Annotated in this window: 25 protein-coding genes and 2 pseudogenes; 18 read left to right on the forward strand and 9 right to left on the reverse strand. The window is 63.9% G+C overall.

What is annotated here, in order from left to right; genetic code table 11:
• Window positions 1–202 precede the first annotated feature (202 nt).
• On the forward strand, window positions 203–457 hold the full coding sequence (locus HMPREF1008_RS10415) for a transposase (protein ID WP_050796620.1): 255 nt from the start codon (window positions 203–205) through the stop codon (window positions 455–457).
• Window positions 458–575: 118 nt separating this feature from the next.
• The gene (locus HMPREF1008_RS04790; protein ID WP_009278720.1) at window positions 576–1,343 is read left to right on the forward strand and encodes a carboxymuconolactone decarboxylase family protein; all 768 of its coding nucleotides are present in this window, start codon (window positions 576–578) and stop codon (window positions 1,341–1,343) included.
• A gap of 157 nt (window positions 1,344–1,500) precedes the next feature.
• On the opposite strand, the gene HMPREF1008_RS04795 is transcribed toward HMPREF1008_RS04790, so the two are convergent.
• Window positions 1,501–2,667, reverse strand: coding sequence for an iron-containing alcohol dehydrogenase (locus HMPREF1008_RS04795; RefSeq protein ID WP_009278721.1), 1,167 nt, complete (start codon window positions 2,665–2,667; stop codon window positions 1,501–1,503).
• Between the two features lie 257 nt (window positions 2,668–2,924).
• On the opposite strand from HMPREF1008_RS04795, the gene rpiB reads away from it, so the two are divergent.
• Window positions 2,925–3,368: a ribose 5-phosphate isomerase B gene (rpiB, locus tag HMPREF1008_RS04800; RefSeq protein WP_009278722.1), complete on the forward strand. Its 444-nt coding sequence runs from the start codon at window positions 2,925–2,927 to the stop codon at window positions 3,366–3,368.
• A gap of 182 nt (window positions 3,369–3,550) precedes the next feature.
• Here the strand turns inward: rpiB and HMPREF1008_RS04805 are convergent, their stop codons facing one another.
• The gene (locus tag HMPREF1008_RS04805) at window positions 3,551–4,048 is read right to left on the reverse strand and encodes a hypothetical protein (protein ID WP_009278723.1); all 498 of its coding nucleotides are present in this window, start codon (window positions 4,046–4,048) and stop codon (window positions 3,551–3,553) included.
• Window positions 4,049–4,490: 442 nt separating this feature from the next.
• Between HMPREF1008_RS04805 and HMPREF1008_RS04810 the strand changes: the two genes are divergently transcribed.
• On the forward strand, window positions 4,491–5,024 hold the full coding sequence (locus tag HMPREF1008_RS04810) for a flavin reductase family protein (protein WP_009278724.1): 534 nt from the start codon (window positions 4,491–4,493) through the stop codon (window positions 5,022–5,024).
• Window positions 5,025–5,126: 102 nt separating this feature from the next.
• On the opposite strand, the gene HMPREF1008_RS04815 is transcribed toward HMPREF1008_RS04810, so the two are convergent.
• From HMPREF1008_RS04815 to HMPREF1008_RS04825, 3 genes are all read right to left on the reverse strand, one after another.
• Window positions 5,127–6,575, reverse strand: coding sequence for an RNA-binding domain-containing protein (locus HMPREF1008_RS04815; RefSeq protein WP_232202837.1), 1,449 nt, complete (start codon window positions 6,573–6,575; stop codon window positions 5,127–5,129).
• 163 nt (window positions 6,576–6,738) lie between these two features.
• Window positions 6,739–7,038, reverse strand: a complete 300-nt coding sequence (locus HMPREF1008_RS04820; RefSeq protein ID WP_009278726.1) for a YhbY family RNA-binding protein — start codon at window positions 7,036–7,038, stop codon at window positions 6,739–6,741.
• A gap of 400 nt (window positions 7,039–7,438) precedes the next feature.
• A complete protein-coding gene (locus HMPREF1008_RS04825) occupies window positions 7,439–7,891 on the reverse strand; it encodes a MerR family transcriptional regulator (RefSeq protein WP_009278727.1) in 453 nt (150 codons plus the stop codon).
• A 448-nt stretch (window positions 7,892–8,339) separates the two neighbouring features.
• Here HMPREF1008_RS04825 and map point away from each other — a divergent pair.
• From map to HMPREF1008_RS04865, 9 genes and pseudogenes are all read left to right on the forward strand, one after another.
• A pseudogene (gene map, locus HMPREF1008_RS04830) lies at window positions 8,340–9,224 on the forward strand (type I methionyl aminopeptidase).
• A gap of 261 nt (window positions 9,225–9,485) precedes the next feature.
• The gene (locus HMPREF1008_RS04835; protein ID WP_009278730.1) at window positions 9,486–9,740 is read left to right on the forward strand and encodes a 4Fe-4S binding protein; all 255 of its coding nucleotides are present in this window, start codon (window positions 9,486–9,488) and stop codon (window positions 9,738–9,740) included.
• 3 nt (window positions 9,741–9,743) lie between these two features.
• Window positions 9,744–10,133: an ABC transporter permease gene (locus tag HMPREF1008_RS10835; RefSeq protein WP_009278731.1), complete on the forward strand. Its 390-nt coding sequence runs from the start codon at window positions 9,744–9,746 to the stop codon at window positions 10,131–10,133.
• Window positions 10,097–11,287, forward strand: coding sequence for a glycine betaine ABC transporter substrate-binding protein (locus HMPREF1008_RS04840; protein WP_009278732.1), 1,191 nt, complete (start codon window positions 10,097–10,099; stop codon window positions 11,285–11,287). Before HMPREF1008_RS10835 ends, HMPREF1008_RS04840 begins: the two co-directional genes overlap by 37 nt.
• Complete coding sequence (locus HMPREF1008_RS04845; protein WP_009278733.1) at window positions 11,284–12,153, forward strand: ABC transporter ATP-binding protein; 870 nt, start codon at window positions 11,284–11,286, stop codon at window positions 12,151–12,153. Before HMPREF1008_RS04840 ends, HMPREF1008_RS04845 begins: the two co-directional genes overlap by 4 nt.
• On the forward strand, window positions 12,150–13,118 hold the full coding sequence (locus tag HMPREF1008_RS04850; protein ID WP_009278734.1) for a zinc-binding dehydrogenase: 969 nt from the start codon (window positions 12,150–12,152) through the stop codon (window positions 13,116–13,118). Before HMPREF1008_RS04845 ends, HMPREF1008_RS04850 begins: the two co-directional genes overlap by 4 nt.
• 89 nt (window positions 13,119–13,207) lie before the next feature.
• Window positions 13,208–13,660, forward strand: coding sequence for an Rrf2 family transcriptional regulator (locus HMPREF1008_RS04855; protein ID WP_009278735.1), 453 nt, complete (start codon window positions 13,208–13,210; stop codon window positions 13,658–13,660).
• A gap of 104 nt (window positions 13,661–13,764) precedes the next feature.
• A complete protein-coding gene (locus tag HMPREF1008_RS04860; protein WP_009278736.1) occupies window positions 13,765–14,946 on the forward strand; it encodes a hypothetical protein in 1,182 nt (393 codons plus the stop codon).
• 154 nt (window positions 14,947–15,100) lie between these two features.
• Window positions 15,101–15,472: a VOC family protein gene (locus HMPREF1008_RS04865; RefSeq protein WP_009278737.1), complete on the forward strand. Its 372-nt coding sequence runs from the start codon at window positions 15,101–15,103 to the stop codon at window positions 15,470–15,472.
• A 110-nt stretch (window positions 15,473–15,582) separates the two neighbouring features.
• On the opposite strand, the gene HMPREF1008_RS04870 is transcribed toward HMPREF1008_RS04865, so the two are convergent.
• Entirely contained in the window at window positions 15,583–16,374 is a 792-nt protein-coding gene (locus tag HMPREF1008_RS04870) for a DeoR/GlpR family DNA-binding transcription regulator (RefSeq protein ID WP_040656735.1), read from the reverse strand.
• A 283-nt stretch (window positions 16,375–16,657) separates the two neighbouring features.
• Here HMPREF1008_RS04870 and HMPREF1008_RS04875 point away from each other — a divergent pair, with 283 nt between their 5' ends.
• From HMPREF1008_RS04875 to HMPREF1008_RS04890, 4 genes are all read left to right on the forward strand, one after another.
• Complete coding sequence (locus tag HMPREF1008_RS04875; RefSeq protein ID WP_009278739.1) at window positions 16,658–17,362, forward strand: transaldolase; 705 nt, start codon at window positions 16,658–16,660, stop codon at window positions 17,360–17,362.
• Between the two features lie 9 nt (window positions 17,363–17,371).
• On the forward strand, window positions 17,372–17,821 hold the full coding sequence (locus HMPREF1008_RS04880) for a PTS sugar transporter subunit IIA (protein WP_009278740.1): 450 nt from the start codon (window positions 17,372–17,374) through the stop codon (window positions 17,819–17,821).
• A gap of 99 nt (window positions 17,822–17,920) precedes the next feature.
• The gene (locus HMPREF1008_RS04885; protein WP_009278741.1) at window positions 17,921–18,196 is read left to right on the forward strand and encodes a PTS sugar transporter subunit IIB; all 276 of its coding nucleotides are present in this window, start codon (window positions 17,921–17,923) and stop codon (window positions 18,194–18,196) included.
• A 65-nt stretch (window positions 18,197–18,261) separates the two neighbouring features.
• Entirely contained in the window at window positions 18,262–19,656 is a 1,395-nt protein-coding gene (locus HMPREF1008_RS04890) for a PTS ascorbate transporter subunit IIC (RefSeq protein WP_009278742.1), read from the forward strand.
• A gap of 286 nt (window positions 19,657–19,942) precedes the next feature.
• On the opposite strand, the gene HMPREF1008_RS04895 is transcribed toward HMPREF1008_RS04890, so the two are convergent.
• Both HMPREF1008_RS04895 and HMPREF1008_RS04900 read right to left on the reverse strand, forming a co-directional pair.
• Entirely contained in the window at window positions 19,943–20,647 is a 705-nt protein-coding gene (locus tag HMPREF1008_RS04895) for a DNA alkylation repair protein (protein ID WP_009278743.1), read from the reverse strand.
• Between the two features lie 31 nt (window positions 20,648–20,678).
• Window positions 20,679–20,924 carry a hypothetical protein gene (locus HMPREF1008_RS04900; protein WP_009278744.1) on the reverse strand — a complete coding sequence of 82 codons (246 nt, stop codon included), beginning with the start codon at window positions 20,922–20,924 and terminating at the stop codon, window positions 20,679–20,681.
• Between the two features lie 199 nt (window positions 20,925–21,123).
• On the opposite strand from HMPREF1008_RS04900, the pseudogene HMPREF1008_RS04905 reads away from it, so the two are divergent.
• A pseudogene (locus HMPREF1008_RS04905) lies at window positions 21,124–22,737 on the forward strand (peptide chain release factor 3).
• A gap of 172 nt (window positions 22,738–22,909) precedes the next feature.
• On the opposite strand, the gene HMPREF1008_RS04910 reads toward HMPREF1008_RS04905, so the two are convergent.
• Window positions 22,910–23,533: an ABC transporter permease gene (locus HMPREF1008_RS04910; protein WP_009278746.1), complete on the reverse strand. Its 624-nt coding sequence runs from the start codon at window positions 23,531–23,533 to the stop codon at window positions 22,910–22,912.
• Window positions 23,534–23,602 lie beyond the last annotated feature (69 nt).

Below are 23,602 nucleotides of genomic sequence, written 5' to 3' on the forward strand. Positions count from 1 at the left end.
GCGCCGTCCCCGGGGCCGGCCGCCCCGAGCGCGGCGCCAGGACGGTCAGGGTGCCCTGGGAGGTGCGCCCCGACGCGCGCTCCGCGGCCCCCCTCGAGGCCCAGGTCCTGCCCATGGCCATGGCCGAGGCGACGAGGGGCGTCTGCGACTGCCCGGGCGGGGGCCGGCCTCCAGGGGGCCGGGTCGGGCCACCAGCTGGATCATGCGCTCGAACGTCCCGAGGACGAAGGCGGTCGCGAGGACCGTGCGCGAGGAGAGGGAGGGCGTTCTCGACTGGTTCCCCCTCAACGCGACGAACGCGATCCCGGAGGGGCCCAGCTCGGTCGTCCAGTCCATCAAGAGGGCCTCGGGGGGCTTCAGGAACCTGGCCTACCCGGAGGCCATGGCCTTCCTCAGGCTGGGACGCCTGGACTTCTCGGCCCAGCTGGCGTCGGAGTGTGCTAGCCACCAGAAGTGACGATGAGCCTAAATTTTTCGGAATTGCCCGGGCGTGGCGAACGGTCGGCCTGGGCACGTCCGTCCCGTCGCGCATGCGAGCTGCCCCGCCGGGAGCAATGGAGTCGCTTCCCGGGGGCATGAAGCAGACGGCAGGCAGGAACGCGCTGGGCGAGTTCGCCCCCTTGTTCGCGCACCTCAACGATGACGTGCTCTTTGGCGAGGTGTGGGACCAGGAGGCTATCTCCACCAAGACCAAGTGCATCGTCACCATCGTGGCCCTGATCTCGCAGGGCATCGCCGATAGCTCGCTGCGCTACCACCTGGAGAACGCACGTAGGAACGGCGTCACGCGTGCCGAGGCGGCCGCCATTATCACGCATGCAACCATGTACAGCGGCTGGCCCAAGGGCTGGGCTGCCTTCAACCTGGCCCAGGAGGTCTGGGCGGACGAAGAAGAGCCTGTGGGCGAGAAGGACGAGCGCATAGCCGACCCGTCCGGTCTCTCCAGGGACTTCCCAAAGGGCGAGCCCAACGACGCCTACGCCCAGTACTTCGTGGGCAACAGCTGGCTGGCCCCGCTGGGCGATTCGCAGCTGGGTGCCGCTAACGTCACCTTTGAGCCGGGCTGCCGGAACAACTGGCATATCCACCACAAGGGCGGCCAGGTGCTCATCTGCATTGCCGGTCGCGGCTGGTACCAGGAGTGGGGCAAGCCCGCGCAGGAGCTGAGATCCGGCGACGTGGTGGGCATCCAGCCCGAGGTCAAGCACTGGCATGGTGCCGCCGCCGACTCGTGGTTCCAGCACATAGCGCTGGCCGTGCCCGCCGAGGGTGCCAGTGCCGAGTGGCTGGAGCCCGTGGACGCCCAGGCGTACGAGCGGCTGAAGTGGTCCACGCGACCATAGACTCAAGGACCTGCCCTCCCGTTGCGATTGCTCGCCACGGGAGGGCGTGAGCTGACGGTCGGGAGGGCTGGCGTGCCAGGGGGAAGGCGGCGGAGGGCGCATCGACATCGGTGCGCCCTCCATGTGCACTGTGGATCATCTCCTTCGTGAGGTTGCGCTACAGGCTCTCGCGGAGGATCCGTGCGACCTCGTCTGTGCTCAGGGGGTGGTAGCCGCCGGTGAGGATGAACGTCCCCCTGACGGCGCCGTCGATCATGTCCTCGGTGAAGCCGAGCTTGCTCAGGTGCTTTACCACGCCGATTTCGTCCATCCACGCGCTCATGGCGTCGAGACCGGCGGCCGCCAGCTCCTCCGTGGTCCTGCCCTCGGCAGGGACTTCCCACACCACGCGCGCGAAGCGGGCGAACTTCTCCACGCCATAGGGCATGACCAGGCGGTAGTAGGGGAGGCTCACGGCGGAGAGCGTCATGCCGTGGGTGGCGTCGGTGAGGGCGCCCACGGCCTGGCCAATCATGTGGACCTCCCAGTCGGTCGCCTTGCCGCAGGCGATGGCCGTGTTGAGCGCCCAGGTGCACACCCAGCTGATGTTGGAGCGCGCCTCGTAGTTGGTGGGGTCCTTCACGGCGATGCGGCTCGCGTGGACGAGACTGCGCATGAGACCCTCGGCGATGTAGTCGGAGGTGCTGTCGTCGGAGCCGGAGAAGTACTGCTCGCAGATGTGGTTGAAGGCGTCGTAGATGCCGGCGCGCATCTGGTAGTCGGGAACCGTGAAGGTGAGCTTGGGGTTCACGATGGCGAACTTGGGCATTACGTCGCTGCCAAAGACGTGGCCGATCTTGAGGCCCTGCTCGTGGTTGGTGATCACGGAGCCGCCGTTGGTCTCGGAGCCGGTGCCGCTCATGGTGAGCACGTCACCCACGGGGATGACCCTGCCATCGGGGCCCTCCATCTTGAGGAAGAACTTCTCCCATGCGTCGCCGTCGTACCATGCGCTCACGGAGACGGCCTTCGCGTAGTCGATGACCGAGCCGCCGCCTACCGCGAGGATGAGGTCGACGTTGTTCTCGCGCGCTATCTTGCGGCCTTCGTCCAGCTTCTCGACGGTGGGGTTGCTCATGACGCCCGCGTCCTCGAAGACGTTCTTTCCTGCGGCCGAGAGGATGCCGACGATCCTGTCGTAGAGGCCGGATCGCTTGATGGAACCGCCTCCGTAGGCAAGCATCACGTTGGGGCCGTACCCCGCGAGCTCGCCCGCAAGCTGGTCGAGCGAATCCGGCCCAAAGTGGACGCGGACCGGGTTGTGGTAGGTGAAGTTGCCGAGCATGATGCTCCTCTCCCTGTGGGCTGCGCGTACGGATGGACGCTTCTCTCCCCTGTAGTTGTAAAATATAAACCTGACTTTATGTCAAGACAGTATTTGAGAGTAACGCCGTGCCGCGGATTCTCACACGGCGGGCAACTGGGGCATTACCGTGGCGGCATGCGTTTGGAGCAGCGCCCCCTGGCCTCCAGTCGTACTATGGGGTGTCGCCTGGCCGGCGTCTTCCGTCGGCTGCCCCAACAACGAGGGAAGGATGAGAAATGATTGCTTTGGGCTGTGACCACGGCGGGTTCGAGCTCCTCCAGGAGGTCAAGGCGCACCTGGACAAGTGCGGCCTTGGGTACAAGGACCTCGGTACCTACAGCACCGATTCTGTCGACTACCCCGACTACGCCTCCAGGGTCGCGCGTGCGGTGCAGAGTGGCGAGTGCGAGCGCGGCATCATCATCTGCGGCACGGGCATAGGCGTTTCCATCGTTGCCAACAAGTTCAAGGGCATCCGTGCGGCGCTGTGCGGCGATTGCTTCTCGGCCGAGGCGACGCGCCAGCACAATGACGCCAACGTCCTCACGATGGGTGCGCGCGTGACCGGCCCGGGCCTCGCGCTCAAGATCGTGGACACGTTCCTCGACACGCCCTTTAGCGGCGACGAGCGCCACGTGCGTCGCATCGAGAAGATCTCCCAGATCGAGGGCGAGCGGTAGCAAGCGCGCAAGATCGTTCGCATCCGACGCCGCCGGTTTCTCGCCGGCGGCGTCTTTTCATGTGCGCGCCGGGGCCGCTGTTCTCCATACGGCTGTCTTTCGGGGTTGCCTGGTGGCCCCGGCAAGTATCGCAGGCGGGCGCAGGTGGGCCGCCGTGCGGCAACGACCGGGCGCTCGCGCCGCTATCTCGAGGTGACGCTTGAAGTGGAGGTGCCCTTGAGCTTGCCGAGCACCGCGCCAAAGACCCCGCGCACGACCGGTCCTGCGACAAAGAACTGCCAGAAGAACGCCATGGGCAGGTTGAGAATGGCGGTCTGGATCCAGGTTGCGATGATGTCGACGCCTGCGGGGCGCTTGATGACCAGCGTGGCGACGAGGCTCATGAGCGGGCACATGAGCTGGACGCTCAGGGCAGAGATCGCGGCGACCATGGCAAAGGGCGTCCTGGGGTTGGGCCCTGACAGCCTTGCCGCGCGACGGCCCGCAAGGGGAGAGACAAGGAAGAGATCGAGGAGAAACGCGACCGGCCCCATGAACGCAAGCTCGGGCAGGGCTTCGAAAAAGACGAGGTTGGAGAGGCCGCCGACCTCAAGCGTAATGTTGTAGCAGATCATTGCGTACACCATGGCCAACACCATCATGAGGGTGAAGACGACTTCCTGGGCGCGGCTTTGCGGCATGTGTTACCTCCCGGTGTTTGTGCAGTGTTGTTCGTTATCACCGGGATGGTGTGCGTTTCCAAAGGCACCTGCAACGCGAATCGTTTCTAGGTGACCCTACCATGACTGCCTGCCTGGAGGGGGAGCGCGTCCTGGGAGACGGATAAACTCTCCACAGGTTCCTGTGCCGTGTGCGCCGAGTTGAGCCCGGCGAGCACGCTCGCGAGCGCGTCTCGGTTGTGAGCAAGTAGGCGCGGGCGTCATAGCTGCGAGAATGGCCCTTCTGGCGAGAAAACGGCGCCGAAAGGGCGCTATTGTACGTACTTGCTGCGGATGATAGTCTCTCCGGCGCCGGCAGTTATCATTTTCCGTTGCCTGTGGGGACTCCTGGGGTAGGACCCCTGAAGTTCCGACCCGCATTGTGCGTCTCGGCGTGCGGAGCCAACCGAAGTGGAGTGATTACATGGGCGAGAAGATTGACGTGCTGGAGCATGCGGGCGAGGTCTTGCCTGCTGTCAACAGGGGCGTGCTGCTCACCAGTGCGGCAAACGGGAAGGTCAACACCATGACCATCTCGTGGGGCGTGCTGGGCGTGGAGTGGGCGCGTCCGGTGTTCGTGTCCTTTGTGCGAGAGGGCCGCTTCACTCGCGTGCTGCTGGACGAGGCGGGCGAGTTCACCATTGGCGTGCCGGGGGAGGGCTTTGACCGCAAGATTCTGGCTCGTGCGGGCAGCATCTCGGGGCGTGACGTCGACAAGATTGCCGAGCTGGGGCTGCATACGGTGGAGTCGCAGGTGGTGTCGGTGCCTGCCATCGTCGAGACCGCGATCACCCTTGAGTGCCGCGTGGCGCGCCGCCAGCTCCAAGACCGCAACGCCCTTCCTGCGGACATTCTTGGCCGTTTCTATCCGCAGGACGTCCCTAGCACGTACTGCGATTCCAACTGCGACATGCACGTTGCCTACTACGGCGAGGTCGTGGCCGCGTACACGATGTAGCGGCGCGTGAGTCACAGCAGTCGGCGGGGCTGCCACCCGTTTCTGGGAGGCGGCCCCGCCGTTTTTTCTTGCTGCCTCGGTGTGGGGCCTGCTGCGCGTGAGCTACGGACGGCCAAAGCGAACTCTGGCACCATCTTGAACGCGCTTAAGCTTCCCCTCGTCTGCCATCGCGTTTACCGTCACGCGAAGCCGCCTGGACACGCTTTTGTACCCAAGAAGCCTTGCAAGTTCAGAGAGAAGCACGGGCTTATCGGGGAGAACTTCCAGTATCTGCCGCGCTAGCTGCTCGGTCTTGTCGCGCAAGCGTTCGCCCGGCAGGAAGTCGGGATGTACGGGAATCGTGACACTGAGGTATCCGCGGTTCTCGTCCATATCAAACCGCAGCGTAGGGGAGCTGTTGTGCTTGAGCGCTGCAAAGGCGGTTGGGAATCCGGTGTTTCGTCCTTCTGTGAGGTGCAGCTCTTTGAGGAAGTCCCCTATGCGACGGTTGCGATAGATGCGCGCGCGAATGTGGTGAGCGGCTATGTCGGAATCTGAGACGCTTCGATCAAAGCCTGGATAGCTGGTGATTTCCATGGCGTCCGGGGTCACTCTCACCACAATTGGCTCCGGTATTTGGTAGGAGCGATGGTAAACGGCGTTGGAGAGTACCTCCTCAACTGCGGCGTATGGGTAATTGAAGACCGTAGTTGCTTCGGCGACGCTGGGGTCTTTGACCGTGCGGGACCGAATCTCGTAGTTCTTGAGGTAGAGAAGGGCGTCGCGCAACTGGCGTTGGATGGGTCCGGTAAACACCTGCTCCGTCATCCCTTCGCCCGTGGGATCGGGAAGATCCACCACCTCTATGCGCGCATAGCGAAAGAAGCGTTCCACGTGGTCGCAGAACATGAGGAGGCCTACGTTGCGTGGGCGCAAGTCCTCGGGTGGGCCGGCAATCAGCTGCAGGTCAGTGGCCAAATCATTGACATCAGACGTATCCGACTGCGCATAGAGAGCACTTCCCACCTCGCGCAGGTAGTCACGCATGAGCGCGAGGCTCAGGTCATCTACACGTGCGGTCAGATTGGGTCGGTCATCAAATGGAATGTCTGAAGAAGCGTAGAACAGCTCACGCTCCTCCTCTGCGGAAGCCACAGCGGTGCTTGCCATTTTCCGGATGTAATAGCGCTTGTCGGCAGTGTTCTTATATACATTGCGAGCTGCCTTGTAGGGACGTCCATATCCGCCCGGGCACCAGATGACAATTACGTAGCGCTCTTGGAGCAGCATCGGCTCTACGATGGGTTCGTACAGGGGCTCAATGCAATGGCAAAACCCCTGAAGCTTCTTGAGGATGCCGTCGACCTGGCTTCGCTCAACCCCCAAAGGTGGAAGTTGCGGCACCGAGTCGTGCTCCTCGATGCCAACGATAATGTAGCCGCCGCCAATGTTATCGATGTCATTGGCGAAGGCGCATATCGTATGGATGATTGGCTCGGGATTGAAGCTTGCCTTGAACTCGATGCGCGTCGATTCGACAACGGATCCATTGACAAGCTCTTCGATGTTCATGGGGATTGCCATGGCGTGCCTCCACGAGATGAGATAAGACGCGATGTAACGATGATACATCCGTCGCATATTCGACGCAATATTTGTCGCATATGCGACGGAAGGTCGTCGCGTTTTGTCGTATTTCTCGTTGGGAGCGGCCCCAAGAGCGCGAGACCGGGCCCTATACCAGCTGGATGTGCTCGATGTCCTCGCGCTGAGACGTGCGGTAGAGCACGAACTTGTGGCCGATTACCTGGACGACCTCGGCGTGCGTGGGGCGGGCGAGCGCGATTGCAGCCTCGTGGGTGTCCATGCCCGAGGTGCCCTGGACCGAGCACTTGACGAGCTCGTTTGCCTCGAGCGCGGAGTCGGTCTGGCGCACGACGGCGTCCGTGATGCCGGCCTTGCCAACGCCGATGGTCGCCTCGAGTCGGTTGGCCATGCTGCGAAGCTGGCGAATCTGACGGCCGGTGAGTTCCATGGTTCCTCCTGTGTGGAAGCGCAGGGCTTTAAAGCGCCGCAGCTTCTCGCTGGTAATAACGCTATGGCAGGTTACCACGCGGGGGACCGCGATGCCGTGGCGCCCGCGTTTCCCCTCGAAGCGTGCACGTTGCCTGAACGACGTAGTACACGAGGGGTCCTGGGGCGCCGGCGTCGGCCGACACCCTCGCCATCGGCTGCGGCGTGGATTCAGCGCTACGGATCCTTCTCTATACGCAGCTTTTGGTCGGTTAACCCTGCTTAAACGGCGAAATCACGCGGTGCGATAACGGCTCCGCGAATATCGGTCGTTTAGCCGCCCTTAACCGTTCGGCTTTTTCCTAACTGGCGAGATTTCGCGGAACCATGGTTGCATCAGGCCCGAGCAGTGCCTCCCGTGGCTAGGCCTTCTCGTCCGCATCCCCGTGCGACGCATCCCACAAGCGACGGGCGTCCTCGGGAAGTCCTTCGGGCAGGTTGGCCGCAAAGTCCTCGTTGCCCCGCTCGCAGGCCTTGCCATAGTACCAGCATTTCCAGCTGAGCATCGCGCGCGTGCGCTCCAGCTCGGCGATCTTCTCGTCCACCTTGTGTCTCTGCTTGCGAAAGAGCTCCAGCCGGTTAGCGTAGGTGCTTGGGCCCTCCTGGCACCAGTCCATGAACTTCTTGATGTCGCGAATCTCCAGCCCGGAGTGCTTGAGGCACTCGATCACGCGCAGCGCTTCCAGCTGGTCCTCGTCGAAGCGTCGAGTGCCCGACGTGCGCGCAAGCCCGGGGAGAAGCCCCACCTTGTCGTAGTAGCGCAGCGTGGACACGGGCAGGCCGAACATCTGCGATACCTGGCCGATGGTGTACATGCGTGGCCTCCTAGTCATAAATCTAAAGTGAGGTTTATATCTTAGGAGGAACATGGGGCATTTACCAACCTTCTTTTCTCCGTGCTGATGCCGTTTGTGGGGGTGTGGTGCCGTTGGGAAACGCGAAAAGTCGACCATGGGGAGAGCGGCCTGCACAAAAATCGACATTGCCGGTACGTTTACAGCGAATCACCGAGTACGAAGACCCTAACTTTTTGTGGAGCCGCAGGTAGCGAAATGGCATCTGTGGGGTGATACTAGGCGGGACCCCCGAAAACGTACCGTCAATGTCGATTTTTGTGCAGGAGGGTGCGGCCGGACGCCTGTGCACAAGGTCCTGGGACGTCACCTGTGATTAGATTAGGCTAACTCGCAAACACGGGCCCAGCAGACGCCCCGCGAGGGTATCGTTGGAACGCTGGGCAAGTTCGACCCGATGGGAGAAACGATGTTTGACAAGCTGCCCGTTCCCGGGCGCAATGACCCCTGCTGGTGCGGGAGCGGTCGCAAGTACAAGAAGTGCCACGGCCCGGCGGACGAGCGCATGGAGCGCCTGTACCTCGACGGCGAGGATGTGCTGACCCGCTCGCTCCTCAAGACCGCCGCGGACATCGAGGGCATCAAGGCCTCGGCTGCCGTCAACATGGGGGTTCTCGACTACGTTGGCGAGCACATCGCCGCAGGCGTCTCGGCCATGGACATCAACCGCTGGGTCGAAGAGTACCTCTCCGCGCACGATGCGGTCTCGGCCGACCTCAACTTCGAGGGTTACCCCTACAGCGTGTGCACCTCGATCAACGACGTCATCTGCCACGGCTTTCCCAACGAGAAGGACGTCCTTAAGGATGGCGACATCATCAACGTCGACATGTCCACCATCAAGGGCGGGTACTTCTCGGACTCCAGCCGCATGTACTGCATAGGCGAGGTCTCTGACGAGCGCCGGCGCCTGGTCGAGACGTGCAGGAAGTCCGTCGAGGCGGGGCTTGCCGCCGTGCGCCCCTAGGGCCACCTGGGCGACGTCGGCGCGGCGGTGAATGAGCTGTGCCGCGAGGCCGGCTTCACTGTGGTAGAGGAGTACGGCGGCCACGGCATTGGCCGCGAGTTCCACGAGGACCCTTTCGTGAGCTTTGTCTCCGAGAAAGGCACTGGTCCCATCCTGGTGCCGGGCATGTGCTTCACCATCGAGCCCATGGTCAACGCTGGTGCGCCCGACATCACGACCGACAAGGAGAACGGCTGGATCGTGCGGACTGCCGACGGCTCGGACTCCGCGCAGTGGGAGGTCCAGCTGGTGGTCACCGAGGACGGCTGTGAGCTTCTGTCCTGGTAGTGTGCTTGGCGGCGGGAACCGTAGCGTATGTCGCGAGTCTCGCAGGCAAAGCCGCCACAGGCCCACGTCTCGCGAGAATCCCTTCGAATTGGTCCCCCCGGCAAAAGATCATCGCCGAAGGGACCGTCTCGCATGCGATTGCCGCCGCTGCCTGGCGTCGCCGGTCACACCTTCGATGGCACCAGACGTGTCATATTGGCGTTGACGCGAAACGTGTAATTGAATATATTACACGTAACGCACGGCGACCAGGGAGGCGCCATGGACGCGCAGGACCGCCTGAACACCCTCCGGTGGATCAGGGACGTATCGTTCGCGACGGTTGACGAGGGGCGCCGCCCCCCAGAATCGGGCTGCGTGGAGCTCTTCGACCTTGGCGCCTCGCCCGTCTTCCGCCAGGCGTTCTCTCTGGGCGGTGCCGCCACGCACGCGCGGGGCTTCCGCATCGCCGATGCCTGCATCGGCTGCGGCAAGTGCGCGCGCAGCTGCCCGCAGCAGTGCATCGGGAGGAGGTAGCCCATGCTCGCCCAGATCTGGGACCTTCTCGCCACGCGGCGGGACTTCTTCGCGGGGCTGCTCCTCGAGCACCTGCAGATCTCGTTCGTCTCGATTGTCATTGCCATCGTGGTTGGCGGTATCGCGGGCGTGCTCATCAGCGAGTACCAGCGCGCCGCCAAGCCGACGCTCGCCGCCGTGAACTTCCTCTACACCATCCCCTCTATTAGCATGCTCGGCTTTCTCATCCCCTTCAGCGGGGTGGGTGACGCCACCGCGATCATTGCCCTCACCATCTATGCGCTGCTCCCCATGGTGCGCGCCACGCACACGGGCATGACCAACGTCGACCCTGCCATCCCGAGGCTGCCAACGGCATGGGCGGCACCCGGCTGCAGACGCTCTTTCGCGTGAGGCTCCCGCTGGCGATGCCGGTCGTCATGAGCGGCATACGCAACATGGTGGTCATGACCATCGCGCTCGCCGGCATCGCCTCCTTCATCGGCGCGGGCGGGCTGGGCGTGGCGATCTACCGCGGCATCACCACCAACAATGCCGCCATGACCATGGCGGGGAGCCTCCTCATCGCCGTGCTTGCCCTCGTGGTCGACTTCGTCCTCGGCTTTGTCGAGCGGCGCATGGGGATGCGCACCCGCGCCGCCAAGAAGACCAACCGTCGGCTCGCCGTGAGCGGGCTCGTTGCCTGCGGCGTTGCCGTGGCGTGCGCCGTGGTGCCCGGCCTCCTCGCCGCCCCGGCCGCGACCATCCGCGTGGCCACCAAGCCCATGACCGAGCAGTACGTCATGGGCGACATGCTCAAGGACCTCATCGAGCAGGACACCAACCTCAAGGTCGACATCACGCAGGGCGTTGGCGGCGGCACCTCCAACATCGAGCCCGCCATGGAGTCCGGCGACTTCGACCTGTACCCCGAGTACACCGGGACCGGTTGGGCGATGGTCCTCAAGAACGAGGGCGCCTACACCGAGGACCAGTTTGACCAGCTGCAGGCAGGCTATGCCGAGAAGGGCCTCTCCTGGGTGGGGATGTACGGCTTTGGCAACACCTACGGCATTGCCGTGAGGAGCGACGTCGCCGAGAAGTACGGCCTCAGGACCTACTCCGACCTCGCCAAGGTCGCGGGCCAACTGCGCCTGGGCGCCGAGGCGGACTTCTTCGAGCGCGCGGATGGCTACGACGCGCTGTGCCAAGCGTACGACATGCGGTTTGGAAGCACCATGCAGCTGGACATTGGCCTCAAGTACGACACGCTTGAGCAGGGCAGCGTTGACGCGCTCGTGATCTTTACCACCGACGGCAAGCTCAGCCAGGCAGACGCGACGGTCCTCGAGGACGACAGGCGCTTCTTCCCGTCCTACGAGTGCGGGAACGTGGTGCGCACCCAGGTCCTCGACGAGCATCCCGAGCTGCGCGGCGTGCTGGAGAAGCTGGACGGGACCATCACCGAGGGCGACATGGCGCAGATGAACTACGAGGTCGAGGAACAGGGCAAGGACCCCGAGGACGTGGCTGCGGAGTACCTGCGCGAAGGGGGGCTGCTCAAATGAGCGAATCTGCAGACATCGCGATCGAGTATCGGCATGTCGGGAAGGCCTATGGCGAGAAGGTCGTGCTTTCGGACTTCTGCCTGGGCGTGCGCCGCGGGGAGTTCCTCACCATCGTTGGCTCTTCCGGCTGCGGCAAGACCACGGCGCTCAAGATGGTGAACCGTCTCATCGAGCCCACCTCCGGTGACATGCTGGTAAACGGCACGAACGTGCGCGACGTCGATCCCCTCGAGCTTCGCCGCAACATTGGCTACGCCATCCAGGGCAGCGTCCTCTTTCCGCACATGACCGTGGAGGAGAACGTCTCGTACGTGCCCAACCTGCTCAACAAGGGCGACCGCCGCCGCACCGAGCAGGCGGTGAGCAAATGGATGGGCATCGTGGGCCTGCCAGACGACCTGCTCGAGCGCTACCCGGCCGAGCTCTCCGGTGGCCAGCAGCAGCGCGTGGGCATCGCGCGCGCCCTTGCGGCGTCCCCGGACATCCTGCTCATGGACGAGCCCTTCGGCGCCGTGGACGAGATCACCCGCGGCCAGCTGCAGGCAGAGATCGCCCGCATCCACCGCGAGTGTGGCATCACCGTGCTCTTCGTGACGCACGACATTGGCGAGGCGCTTCGCCTGGGCACGAGGGTGCTGGTAATGGATGCGGGCAAGATCCAGCAGTATGGTATGTCCCAGGAGATCCTCGCGCGGCCGGCGAACGACTTCGTGGCACGTCTGGTCTCGAGCCAGCGCCGTGCCTGCGGCCTGGATGACGATCGCCTGTGCGCGTGCGGGCACAGTGGGGTGGCGCGCGCCGAGGCGGCGCTCGCGAGGCGGACCGTGAACGCGAAGGGACGTGGTGATGGTGACCTTGCCAGATGACATGCGCGCCGTTGTGGTTCGGGAGCCCGGCGGGCCGGAGGTGCTGCACGTGGAGCACAGACCCGTGCCGAAGGTGCGCAAGGGTTGGTCTCTCCTCTCTCCTGCGCGTTCGGGCACGCGGCCTCAACCACTCCGAGGTCTTCACGCGAGAGGGGCTCTCCCCCTCGGTGAGGTTCCCGCGGGTCCTGGGAATCGAGTGCGTGGGGGAGGTCGCATCCACGACCGATCCCTCGCGCCTGCTGGTCGGACAGAGGGCCATCTCCATCATGGGCGAGATGGGGCGCGACTTCGACGGCAGCTATGCGGACTACGTGCTCCTGCCCAACGAGCAGATATACCCCGTCGAGTCGAACCTTCCGTGGGAGGTCCTCGCCGCCATTCCCGAGACCTGTTACACGGCGTACGGCTCGATGCTCAACATGAGGCTCGCCGCCGGGCAGAGGGTCCTCGTCCGGGGCGCCACAAGTGGCGTTGGCATGGCGTTCGAGCGCCTCGTCCGGGCGGCGGTGCCGGGCGTGCGCCTCGTGGGAAGCACGCGCAGCAAGGCTCGGGAGGCGCTTCTCGTCCAGGGCGGATTCGACGAGGCGGTGCTCGACCCAGACGGGAGGCTGAGGGTGGAGGGCCGTCCCTTCGACCGCGCCCTTGAGCTTGTTGGCCCGGCCACGCTCAAGGACACGTGCGCCCACGTGCGCGAGGGCGGCATCGTGTGCAGCACCGGACAGCTCGGGGGCAAATGGTACATGGACGGCTTCGACCCCATAACCGACCTTCCGCCGGACGGCTTCCTCACAAGCTTCTATTCCGGTGACGTTCGGGGCGAGAGGCTTGCGGGGCTGGTCTCGTTCGTCGAGGGGAACGCCGTGGACGTGGGTCCCGAGAGGGTGTTCGCGCTCGACCAGATGGCGGATGCGCACCGCTTTCTCGAGGGGTCATGCTGCTTTGGTAAGATTGTCGTGACGGAATAGGCGCCCGGTCGTGGGGGAATAGGCGCCCCGGCCGCTCACGCACGCCGTGCGGGCGTCGACCTTTGCGATGGACGTCTCGAGGGAAGACCATGCAGATAACCAGTAGGCTCACCATGGCTGCCCACATGGTGTGCGCGATTGACTACTTTGGGCAAACGATGCCTGTGACCAGCACGTTCCTTGCGGGCAGCATTGGCACCAGCCCCGTTATGGTCCGCACGATCATGGGGATGCTCAAGCAGGCGGGCATCATCTCGTCCAGCAGGGGGAAATCCGGCATCGCGCTTGCCCGGCCGCTTGCAGAGATATCGCTGCTCGACCTGTGGCGTGCGGTCGACCAGAGCGACGCGGACTCGCTCTTCCACTTCCACGAGAACCCCTGCCCGCAGTGCCCCGTGGGCGGCAACATCCATGCCGCCCTCGACGGGCACCTCGAAGACGCGCAGCGCGCCCTGGAGGACCAGCTTGCCGCAGTCTCGCTCGAGAGCGTGGGGGCGGAGGTGTGCCGGCGGGCTGAGGCACAGGCTGTTTCGGAGGAATAGGGGATTGCCAAGGGGGCGGATGTCTCTCTCGGCTACTTCGCGTAACATGTCGGAACTGCGGCAAAAAGTTGGACCGCCGGTGGGGCGGCCGGGACGGAGGTCGCATGTGCACGGACGACGAGAAGAGGTTCCTCCTGAGGAAGATGCTGTCGGAGGGGATGACGCCGACCGAGGCGGAGCGGGCCTGGGGGTGTGCTGCGAGGAGGCTTGGCGTAATTGTGGCGGTTGCCGTACTCGCTGCGCCGCTTGGCGGTTGCGGCCAGCCCTTCGTGAGCGGAGACTCCCAGGCGCAGGCGGGCGAAGAGGGCGTCCAGCAGGCGGACTCGTACGAGGATGAAATCGCCTGGCGCTTCTACCCTGGTAGCGGCGGTGATGACACGCGCGAGGTCGTCTGCTGGGGTGACAGCATGACCCAGGGCGTTGGCGCGGACGCGGACGGGGGCGCGCTCGTCTCGCTTGCGGACGGGGAGCCGTACGACACCAGCGCGCAGCCGTATCCCCAGGTGCTTTCCCAGCTTACTGGCCTTGATACCTATAACTTTGGCGTGGCCGGTGCGGCCTCTGAGGAAATTGCCGCCATGCAGGGAGGCCTGCCGTGGACCGAGATCGAGATTGCCGATGATGGCGACGAAGCCGATGCCACCTCGGACGCCGAGGCCGAAGACGGGGACGTAGCCGACGACGAAGGCGAGGACAGCGATGCGGCGGATGGCCAAGGCGAGCAGGCCATCCGCCGCATCGACCCCGAGGTCATCGAGGAGGGCGAGGAGCACACGGGTGACATCCTCGTGCTCGAGATCGGCAGCAACGGAGACTGGGGTGACGATTACCAGGTCCTTATCGACCAGTACCGCGCGATGATCGAGCGCTCTGGCTGCGAGGACTATCTCATTCTGGGCGACACCGACGACCCGGGCACCTCGGTGGGAGACACGAGCCAGGTCCCCTTCACGGAGGACTACGCCCCACGCGAGACCAACTGGGAGGCCGCGCTCCGCGAGGCCTTTGGCGACCACTTCATCAACATGCGCGTCTTTCTCATCAGACACGGTCTCGAGATCTCGGGCCTCACGCCCACCGAGGAGGACGTGGCGGACGCACGCCTGGGATGCATCTCGAAGCAGCTGCGGTCCGACTGGACCCACCTCAACGCGCACGGCTACTTTGCCAAGGCGGTCGCCGTCTACCAACGTGGGGTCAAGCTGGGGTACTGGTCTCCCGGCGAGGGGAGCATCGACGTCGCCAGGCCGCAGAGGCACCAGGCCCATGGTGCGGGCCAGGGCTAGCGGCTAGCGCGGCACTCCGGCACGTCGTTCAAAGAGGCTCGCCAACCGATAGGCGCGCGTGGCGGTGCTCGCCGCTGGTATCCTGAACCCAGTGCGCAATACGTGGGCGGACGTGGGCCGGCGCTCGCGTCCGCGTTTTTCGAAGGAGGCAACTATGAAGGCAAAGTTTGTCCATCGCTGCACGCATGTGCTGGACAAGGCGAAGACCATCGCATTCTACGAGAAGGCGCTGGGGTTTCACGTGGTGAGGGAGTCCGGTCCGGCCGACGGCTCGTGGACCAACACGTTCATGGAGAACGACGCGTCGCCGTTCCAGCTGGAGCTCACCTGGAACCGCGGGCGCACCGAGCCGTACGCCAACGGCGGTGACGACACCCACATTGCCTTCGAGGTAGACGACTACGACGCCTTCCATCGCCTGCACGAGGAGATGGGATGCATCGTCTTCGAGAACCACGCGATGGGGCTCTACTTCATTGTCGACCCCGAGGGCCAGTGGGTCGAGATTATCCCCGCGAAGGGGTAGGGGCCGCGACGCCGGAGCGTGCGTCATCGCGGCAGCCACGTCCAAAGGAGGCCCCCGGCGTCGGAATCTCGCCGGGGGGCGCGCCTATTCCTACAGGCGGCCGCCCCTGCTCATGAGCTGGCAATCAGCAGCCGTGGGGCATGCTTGGTGTGCTCGATGGACTCGGCGAGGTAGCCGTCGGGGTCGGCGTCCGTGATGACGCAGTCGAAGCCATCCATGGTCGAGAAGCGATAGAAGCTGGTTCGCCCGAGCTTGCTCGAGTCGATCATCATTACGCTCTGGCGGGAGTTTGCGATGTAGGCGCGCTTGATGGTCGTACTGAAGTCGTGCTCGACCGTAAACCCGTGGTCGTGGTGGAACCCGTCACAGCTCAGAAACGCCTTGTCGGCATAGAGCTTCGACATTGCGTCGAGCGTCATGGCACCCGCGAGGTACAGGTGCTCCTTGCGCACCTTGCCCCCAAGGAGCATGACCTCCGCACCAGGAAGATTGAAGCTCGCAAAGTGCGCGATCGAGAGGTCTCCGGTGATGATGGTGATGTCCTTCTTGCTCTCAAGGTGACGCACGAATTGGTACGCGGTGGTTCCGATGTCGGCGATGATAACGTCTCCATCCTCGACAAGCCCCGCGGCCGCATGCGCGATGCGGTCCTTGGCCGCGACGTTGAAGTTGATGCGCTCCTCCGGGTAGCTCATGAGCATGGTGCGTGCGAGAGAGACCGCACCACCGCGAACGCGCCGCACCTTCCCGGCGGATTCGAGGGCGACGAGGTCATGGCGCACCGTGACGTCAGACACCCCAAATTCCTTCTGCACGTCAGAGACCGCGATGCTGGGGTTGCTGTCAAGCCACTCAAGAATGAACGACTGTCGATCTGCGGGAGATGATTCCTCGGAGGACACCTGCTGCCATCCCTTTCGAAAACCGGTGCGTTTGCTTGCGGAAAACACTCTTACGTTCATCTTAGAGTTCCGATTTCGAAAGAAATACGCTTATCTCGTCAGGTGGTGAACAATAGGCCGCTTGCGGGAGATAATCAGCCGTTTGCGGAATCACATAAGGTAAATCGACCATACAGTCTCCATGTGTGTACACTACGTCCTTGTGAATGAAGTTCAGAACATAAGTAATTTACTTATGAACATAAATCTGAACTGGATGAATCCTTTCGTGGAGGGCGGAGGAATGGGCATCAAGGTATTTGCAGACGGCGCGGACATCGAGGGCATGCTCGACATGTACCGCGAGGGGAGCGTCCAGGGATTCACGACCAACCCCTCGCTCATGAGGCAGGGCGGCGTCACGGATTATCGTGCCTTCGCGAAGGAGGTCCTGTCCCGGATCAAGGACCTGCCCGTCTCGTTCGAGGTCTTTGCCGATAACTTCGAGGGCATGGAGACCGAGGCGCGCGAGATCGCGACGTGGGCCGAGAACGTCTACGTGAAGATTCCCGCGCTCAACACCAAGGGCGAGTCCACCAAGGACCTGGTGCGCAAGCTCTCGCGCGACGGCATCAAGATCAACGTGACGACACTCTTCACAAACGAGCAGATCGCCGACTTCATCGATGCCGTGTCGCCCGACGTGCCGTCGATCATCTCCGTCTTTGCGGGTCGCATCGCCGACACCGGCGTCGACCCCCTGCCGGCGGTTGCGGACGCCGTGAAGCTCGCCGCCCCCAAGCGCCAGTGCGAGATCCTCTGGGCAAGCACCCGCGAGCTTCTCAATGTCTTCCAGGCGGAGTCGGTGGGCTGCCAGATTATCACCGTGCAGAACTCCATCCTCGCCAAGCGCAAGAACGTGGGCAAGGACCTCTTCGAGTACTCGCTCGACACCGTCCGCGGCTTCAACAAGGACGCCCAGGCGCTGGGCTTCCACATCCTGCCGTAGGTGGTAGGGATGCTGAAGGACCTGCTCACCCCCGAGGTGGTTCGCTGCCACGTCCACGCGACGGACTGGCGCGACGCGGTGACCCAGACGGGAGCCCTGCTGGAGGCCGCCGGGAAGTGCGACCACACCTACACCGAGTCTATGGTTTCCTCCATCGAGAAGTTCGGGCCGTACGTAGTGCTTGAGGAGGGCGTGGCAATGCCCCACGCCCAGTCCAACGGCAACGTCTTGGAGGAGGGCATCTGCATCCTCACGCTCGACGAGCCCGTGAGGTTCGGCCACGACGAGTACGACCCGGTGAGCGTGCTTATCGGCATCTGCGCCCCCAACCCCCGCGAGCACCTCGGCTGTCTGGCCGAGCTGGCGAAGATCTTCGATGATGAGGAAGCCATCCCAAAGCTGGCGGCATGCGCGACGCCGGAAGACGTCATCGCCACGATGGACTCGCTCTTCGAGTAGGGCTGGCCGCTGAGAAGGACGGCCTCAAGGGGCCGTACCAACGTCAGACGCGTGGAACGGCGCCCGCGCGAACGCGGGCTGAGAATGAAAGGAAGGAACATGCACATCATCACGGTTTGCGGCAACGGCATCGGCTCGAGCCTGATGCTCGCCGGCAAGGTGCAGGAGATTTGCGACGAGGAGGGCATCATCGCCGACGTCGAGTCCATGGACCTGAACGGCGCCTCCTCCTCGAACCCGGACCTCTTCATCACGGTCAAGGAGCTTGCACCCGAGCTTCACGGCAACGTCGTGATCGTTCGCAGCTACGTGAACAAGAAGAAGATCCGCGAGGACGTCCTCGAGGCGATCAGGGCTGCGGCGGCAAAGGCCTAATGAAGGCAACGTTGCGCTTGGGCCGATTGGCCAAGCGTGGATAGTGGCTATCGAAGGAGATGTATATGGACGCACTTCTCGTTGTACTCAAGTTCTTTGAGTCTATCCTCACCAAGCCGGCGTGGATTATGGGTCTGTTCTCGTTTGTGGGCCTTGTGGCACTCAAGCGTCCCGCCCACAAGATCATGACCGGCACCCTGAAGCCCATCCTCGGCTACCTCATGCTCTCTGCGGGTGCTGGTCTCATCCAGACCAACCTCGCCCCGCTGGGGACGTTTATCGAGACCGGCTTCCACATCCAGGGCGTTGTTCCCAACAACGAGGTCATAGTTTCCATGGCGCAGACGGTTCTTGGCGTCCAGACCATGGTCATCCTGATTCTCGGCTATGTGGTCAACATCCTGGTGGCGCGCTTCACCAAGTTCAAGTACATCTTCCTCACCGGCCACCACAGCCTCTTCATGGCTTGCCTGCTGTCCGCCGTGCTTCAGGCTTCCGGCTTCACCGATGTTCCCCTGGTCATCACGGGCGGTCTGTTCCTCGGCCTCGTGAGCGCCATGCTTCCTGCCGTGGGCCAGCACTTCACCGAGAAGGTCACCGAGGGCGACGAGATCGCCATGGGTCACTTTGGTTCGCTCGCTTACTACATCTCCGCTGCTGTGGGCAGCATCTTCAAGAAGGACGCCGAGGAGAACAGCACCGAGAAGATCGAGGTTCCCGAGAGCCTTGCCTTCCTGCGTGACACCACCATCTCCACCGGCCTGACTATGGCCTTCTTCTACCTGCTCACCGGTATCGTCGCTTGGGTTGTCGATCCTGCCGTGGTCGACGAGCTTGCTGGCGGCGACAACTTCATCGTCTATGCCCTCACCTGTGCGCTCTCCTTTGCCGTCGGAGTCACCATCGTCTACAACGGCGTCCGCATGATCCTCGCTGATCTCGTGCCTGCCTTCCAGGGCATCTCGAACAAGCTCATTCCCGGCGCCATTCCCGCCGTCGACTGCGCCGTGTTCTTCCCGTATGCCCCCACGGCCGTCATACTCGGCTTTGTCGCCTCCTTCATCGGCGGCGTGGTTGGCATGTTCATCGTGGGTGCTACCATGGGCGTCTTTATCATCCCCGGTATGGTTCCCCACTTCTTCTGCGGTGCAACCGCCGGCATCTTTGGCAACGCGACCGGCGGCCGCAAGGGTGCAGCGCTTGGTGCCTTCGTCAACGGCCTGCTTATCACCTTTGCGCCGGCCCTGCTGCTTCCCGTTCTGAGCGTCTTCGGCTTCCAGAACACCACCTTCGGCGACTTCGACTTTGGCGTGATTGGCATCACCCTTGGCCGCACCGCTGCCGCCTTCGGCCCTGCTGGCGTCTACGTTATTCTCGCCATCCTGCTCGTTGTGGCCTTCATCCCCAACTTCATCAAGACCAAGAGCCCTGTCATCAACCACACTCCCGAGGAGGAGTAGAGAACCAACGGGCTCGCGTGTGCTTGGTCTCTTGCGCGGACTCGCTGGTGCGAGCCCGCGCTATTTCTCGCCCCGGCGCCTTCCGGCGCCAGCCCGGGTCCCCGGCGATACAGATTCATACCCGAATGTGTGACCCGCGCAGGTCGATACAGATTCGGGGTGCGAATGTGTATCACTCTTCTGTGCGCTCGGTGCCGGTCTCTCGCCGAAAGGCGCTTTTTCGCAGCAGGCGCGAACGAGGCCCTCTCTCTGGCGGCGGACCCTCCCCTCGGTTACGGTATCGCACCTACCCCCGCAGGCGTCGCAGGGCGTCCTTGGTTTCCGCGGGGACGCGCAGGCTCTCGATGCCCTTGCGGATGGCCATCCGTCGAAGCTGCGGGTCCAGCTCGGGCAACGCAATCGCTGCCAAGGCGTCTGCCTCATGGGGGACAAGCGCCTCGGCCAGGTACCAGGCGATCATCATGCGCACGTAGTACTCGCCATTGTCGGCGGCCACGGCCAGGCGCAGCTGCGAGGGGTCGTACCCCTCGCCCAGAAGGTCGCGCATGAGGACCGAGATGCCAAAGCGCCTCGTGTAGGTATGGCCCGAGGCCATCCAACGCTGGGCGAGAGGCAGAAGCACCGCTTGCCGGCGTCCGCCCAGCGCCTTCTCGTCGTGGAACGCGCGCGGGTTGAGCGCGTCGCACACGCACCAGTTGTCCACGTGGGGGAGAAGCGCATCCAACAGGCGCGTTGCCGACCCCACCTCGCGCGTCTCGTTAAGCACGAAGGCGTGGACCAGGTACTCCTCGTACCAGCGGTGGGGGAGCTCGGCGAGAAACGCGTCTCTGTCAATCGAGCGGGACACCTCTCGCGCAAGCCGGCGCAGCCTGGGAACCCGCACGCCCAGCATGGTCGCCGGATCGGCCGTGGCCACCACACGCGCGTTGAACTCGCGGTACTTGCCGTCCGCATCGGCAAGCTCGCACAGCCTGTCCTCGACCCATTGCATGGGCATCTCCTCTCGCAGGCCAGCCGCCGCCTTACATGACGCAGCTCGTGCCGCGCTCACCGCGATTCGCGTCGCCAAGCACGTAGGTCGTGCTCGCGCGCGCCATGTTGAGCTCTGCCAGCTCAAGCTCGCCGTCGATGTAGGGCTGGTAGAACCTGTCGATTCCGCAAGCGTCGAGCGAGCAGTCACCGCAGTCATCGCCCCAGGCAAGCGCCTCGGCAACAATCTGGATGCGCTCCTCGCGCGTGGTGTCTGCGATCATCGTGCTTCTCGTCATGCGTGCCTCCCTTGGCTTTGCCCCAGTATGGCACGCTGGGTGCAACTGGGCGGTCCGGAGTCGCCAGGACTTGGCACACGGCGCATTCGCTTCCGTTATCTTGCCTCGCCGTCTCGGCATTTTGTGCAATACGGCGCGACCGGCCAGGCGTTAGCTACAATACGCGAGGTCAGTTGCATAGAAACAAGATGGGAAGCACATGCCTAGCATTGCGGAACAGGTGGCCTAGCGGCGCACCTTCGCCATAATCTCGCACCCGGACGCCGGCAAGACAACGCTCACCGAGAAGCTCCTGCTCTACACCGGCAGCATCCAGACGGCCGGCTCGGTCAAGGGCAAGGCTAGCGCGCGTCACGCGGTCTCGGACTGGATGGACATCGAGAAGGAGCGCGGCATCTCCGTGACCTCCTCCGTCCTGCAGTTCACCTATAACGGCGCCTGCGTGAACATCCTCGATACCCCCGGCCACCAGGACTTCTCTGAGGACACCTATCGCACGTTGATGGCGGCGGACGCTGCCGTCATGGTCATCGACGGCGCGAAGGGCGTCGAGGCGCAGACCATCAAGCTCTTCAAGGTCTGCACCCTGCGCCACATCCCCATCTTCACCTTCGTGAACAAGCTCGACCACGACACGCGCGACCCCTTCGACCTCATGGAGGAGATCGAGGACGTCCTGGGGATTGGCACCTACCCCATGACCTGGCCCATTGGCTCTGGTCGCAACTTCAAGGGCGTCTTCGACCGCAACGCTCGCCGCGTCATCGCGTTCGAGGGCGATGGTCACGCCAACGCCACCAAGAAGGTGGGCGAGATCGAGGCCGAGCTGGGCGACCCGGCGCTCGACGAGCTCATTGGCGAGGAGAACCACAGGAACCTGATGGATGACATCGAGCTGCTCGATGGCGCGGACAACGAGTTTGACCTCGACGCTGTGCGCCACGGGCACCTGACCCCGGTGTTCTTTGGCTCGGCCCTCACCAACTTTGGTGTGGAGCCCTTCCTCAAGGACTTCCTGCGCCTGGCTCCGCTGCCGCTCTCCTACACCGACACCCTGAGCGGCGAGCCGGTGGAGCCCTCGCGCGACGAGTTCTCGGGCTTCGTCTTCAAGATCCAGGCCAACATGGACCGCAGGCACCGCGACCGCATCGCGTTCGTGCGCATCTGCTCGGGCAAGTTCGAGCGCGGCATGGACGCCTACCACGTGCAGGGAGACCGCACCGTCAAGCTTGCAACTGGTACGGCGATGATGGCCGACGACCGCGCCACCGTGGACGAGGCCTGTGCCGGTGACATCGTGGGCCTCTTCGACCTCGGCCTCTTCTCCATTGGCGACACCATCTGCACGCCGGGCATGCGCGTGCAGTACCCGCCCATCCCCACCTTCGCGCCCGAGCACTTTGCCCGCATCACGCAGGTGGACACCCTCAAGCGCAAGCAGTTCGTGAAAGGCATGGAGGAGCTGGCGCAGGAGGGCGCAATCCAGATCTTCCATGAGCTGGGCACGGGCCTCGAGAGCGTTATCGTGGGCGCCGTGGGCGTGCTGCAGTTCGAGGTGCTGGAGCAGCGCCTCAAGAGCGAGTACCACGTTGAGGTGAGCAGGACGTCGCTGCCGTACTCGGTCATCCGCTGGGTTCAGAACGCGCCCGACGAGCTGGACGTGCGCACGCTCAAGCTCACGCGCGAGACCTGCCGCGTGGAGGACATGCGCGGCGGCCGCCTGCTGCTGTTCACGAGCGACTGGAACCTCGACTGGGCCATCGAGCACAACCCCGACCTGCGGCTTTCGGAGTTTGGCAACGTCACGTTCTAGGGCGGTGCGGCACGGCACGGCTGTCACACGTTCGGGCTCGATTGTGTGACGCGCGCAGGTCGATACAGGTTCGAACGACGAATGTGTTGCGGCGGGATTTAGTTGCCCGGCAACGGGATTCCATTGCCGGGCAACTAAATCCCGCCGCAACTGCATCCGAGCGCCGCGGCCGCTACGCCACCTGGGCGCGGGAGCGGCTGCGCCCCAGTACCAGCCCCACCAGGACGGCAGCCACGCCAAAGAGCGCACAAACGCCCAGGTCTCCCACGAGCGGCAGTACGGCCTCGGCGGTCACCTCGCCTAGACCTGCTGCGCCCTCCACCACCAGCGTCACCCAGTATGCCGGCGTGAAGTGCGCCACGGCGAGAAGCGCGTCGGGCAGAAGCGAGAGCCCCGTCCACGCCCCGCCGAGAAACGACATCACCATGCTCAGGATGTTCGCAAGCGCGTTGGCGGCGTTCTCGCTCACCCCAAGCTGCCCGGCGAGAAAGCCCACGCTTGCGGATACCAGCGCATAGACGAGGAGCGCCGCGCCCACGAGCGCAAGCTGCACGGGGGAACTCGCCAGCGCGGAGCGTCCCAGCACCGCCACCTCAAGCTCGAAGTTCCACGCCCAGGCGATCAGTGCAATCGTGACGCAGGCTCCAAGCAGCGCCAGGTTGCGCGCGTGGGCCGGCTCGGGCGAGGCAAGCCTGCGGTTGCGCACCGGCCTGCGTCCCACGGAGGACATGAGCACTGCGATGCAGACCATCGCGCTCGAAAAGATGGGGTACGAGGCAAATTGGCTCCTCATCATCTCTGGTGGCTACCACTCCCCGGGACGGGAGGCGGCCCCCCGCCCCGAACGGTGGGATCCGGCCGTCGG

It is taken from the genome of Olsenella sp. oral taxon 809 str. F0356 (assembly GCF_000233535.1).
GTDB lineage: Bacteria > Actinomycetota > Coriobacteriia > Coriobacteriales > Atopobiaceae > Olsenella_I > Olsenella_I phocaeensis.

What these genes read in the sequence shown, in the direction of transcription:
- HMPREF1008_RS04900 (WP_009278744.1), bottom strand. Translation starts at nt 20,924, where the DNA reads ATGACGAGAAGCACGATGATCGCAGACACCACGCGCGAGGAGCGCATC.
- HMPREF1008_RS04790 (WP_009278720.1), top strand. Translation starts at nt 576, where the DNA reads ATGAAGCAGACGGCAGGCAGGAACGCGCTGGGCGAGTTCGCCCCCTTG.
- HMPREF1008_RS10835 (WP_009278731.1), top strand. Translation starts at nt 9,744, where the DNA reads ATGCTCGCCCAGATCTGGGACCTTCTCGCCACGCGGCGGGACTTCTTC.
- HMPREF1008_RS04850 (WP_009278734.1), top strand. Translation starts at nt 12,150, where the DNA reads ATGACATGCGCGCCGTTGTGGTTCGGGAGCCCGGCGGGCCGGAGGTGC.
- HMPREF1008_RS04795 (WP_009278721.1), bottom strand. Translation starts at nt 2,667, where the DNA reads ATGCTCGGCAACTTCACCTACCACAACCCGGTCCGCGTCCACTTTGGG.
- HMPREF1008_RS04815 (WP_232202837.1), bottom strand. Translation starts at nt 6,575, where the DNA reads ATGAACATCGAAGAGCTTGTCAATGGATCCGTTGTCGAATCGACGCGC.
- HMPREF1008_RS04885 (WP_009278741.1), top strand. Translation starts at nt 17,921, where the DNA reads ATGCACATCATCACGGTTTGCGGCAACGGCATCGGCTCGAGCCTGATG.
- HMPREF1008_RS04805 (WP_009278723.1), bottom strand. Translation starts at nt 4,048, where the DNA reads ATGCCGCAAAGCCGCGCCCAGGAAGTCGTCTTCACCCTCATGATGGTG.
- HMPREF1008_RS04910 (WP_009278746.1), bottom strand. Translation starts at nt 23,533, where the DNA reads ATGATGAGGAGCCAATTTGCCTCGTACCCCATCTTTTCGAGCGCGATG.
- rpiB (WP_009278722.1), top strand. Translation starts at nt 2,925, where the DNA reads ATGATTGCTTTGGGCTGTGACCACGGCGGGTTCGAGCTCCTCCAGGAG.
- HMPREF1008_RS04865 (WP_009278737.1), top strand. Translation starts at nt 15,101, where the DNA reads ATGAAGGCAAAGTTTGTCCATCGCTGCACGCATGTGCTGGACAAGGCG.
- HMPREF1008_RS04825 (WP_009278727.1), bottom strand. Translation starts at nt 7,891, where the DNA reads ATGTACACCATCGGCCAGGTATCGCAGATGTTCGGCCTGCCCGTGTCC.
- HMPREF1008_RS04895 (WP_009278743.1), bottom strand. Translation starts at nt 20,647, where the DNA reads ATGCAATGGGTCGAGGACAGGCTGTGCGAGCTTGCCGATGCGGACGGC.
- HMPREF1008_RS04810 (WP_009278724.1), top strand. Translation starts at nt 4,491, where the DNA reads ATGGGCGAGAAGATTGACGTGCTGGAGCATGCGGGCGAGGTCTTGCCT.
- HMPREF1008_RS04875 (WP_009278739.1), top strand. Translation starts at nt 16,658, where the DNA reads ATGGGCATCAAGGTATTTGCAGACGGCGCGGACATCGAGGGCATGCTC.
- HMPREF1008_RS10415 (WP_050796620.1), top strand. Translation starts at nt 203, where the DNA reads ATGCGCTCGAACGTCCCGAGGACGAAGGCGGTCGCGAGGACCGTGCGC.
- HMPREF1008_RS04880 (WP_009278740.1), top strand. Translation starts at nt 17,372, where the DNA reads ATGCTGAAGGACCTGCTCACCCCCGAGGTGGTTCGCTGCCACGTCCAC.
- HMPREF1008_RS04840 (WP_009278732.1), top strand. Translation starts at nt 10,097, where the DNA reads ATGGGCGGCACCCGGCTGCAGACGCTCTTTCGCGTGAGGCTCCCGCTG.
- HMPREF1008_RS04855 (WP_009278735.1), top strand. Translation starts at nt 13,208, where the DNA reads ATGCAGATAACCAGTAGGCTCACCATGGCTGCCCACATGGTGTGCGCG.
- HMPREF1008_RS04845 (WP_009278733.1), top strand. Translation starts at nt 11,284, where the DNA reads ATGAGCGAATCTGCAGACATCGCGATCGAGTATCGGCATGTCGGGAAG.
- HMPREF1008_RS04835 (WP_009278730.1), top strand. Translation starts at nt 9,486, where the DNA reads ATGGACGCGCAGGACCGCCTGAACACCCTCCGGTGGATCAGGGACGTA.
- HMPREF1008_RS04890 (WP_009278742.1), top strand. Translation starts at nt 18,262, where the DNA reads ATGGACGCACTTCTCGTTGTACTCAAGTTCTTTGAGTCTATCCTCACC.
- HMPREF1008_RS04860 (WP_009278736.1), top strand. Translation starts at nt 13,765, where the DNA reads ATGTGCACGGACGACGAGAAGAGGTTCCTCCTGAGGAAGATGCTGTCG.
- HMPREF1008_RS04820 (WP_009278726.1), bottom strand. Translation starts at nt 7,038, where the DNA reads ATGGAACTCACCGGCCGTCAGATTCGCCAGCTTCGCAGCATGGCCAAC.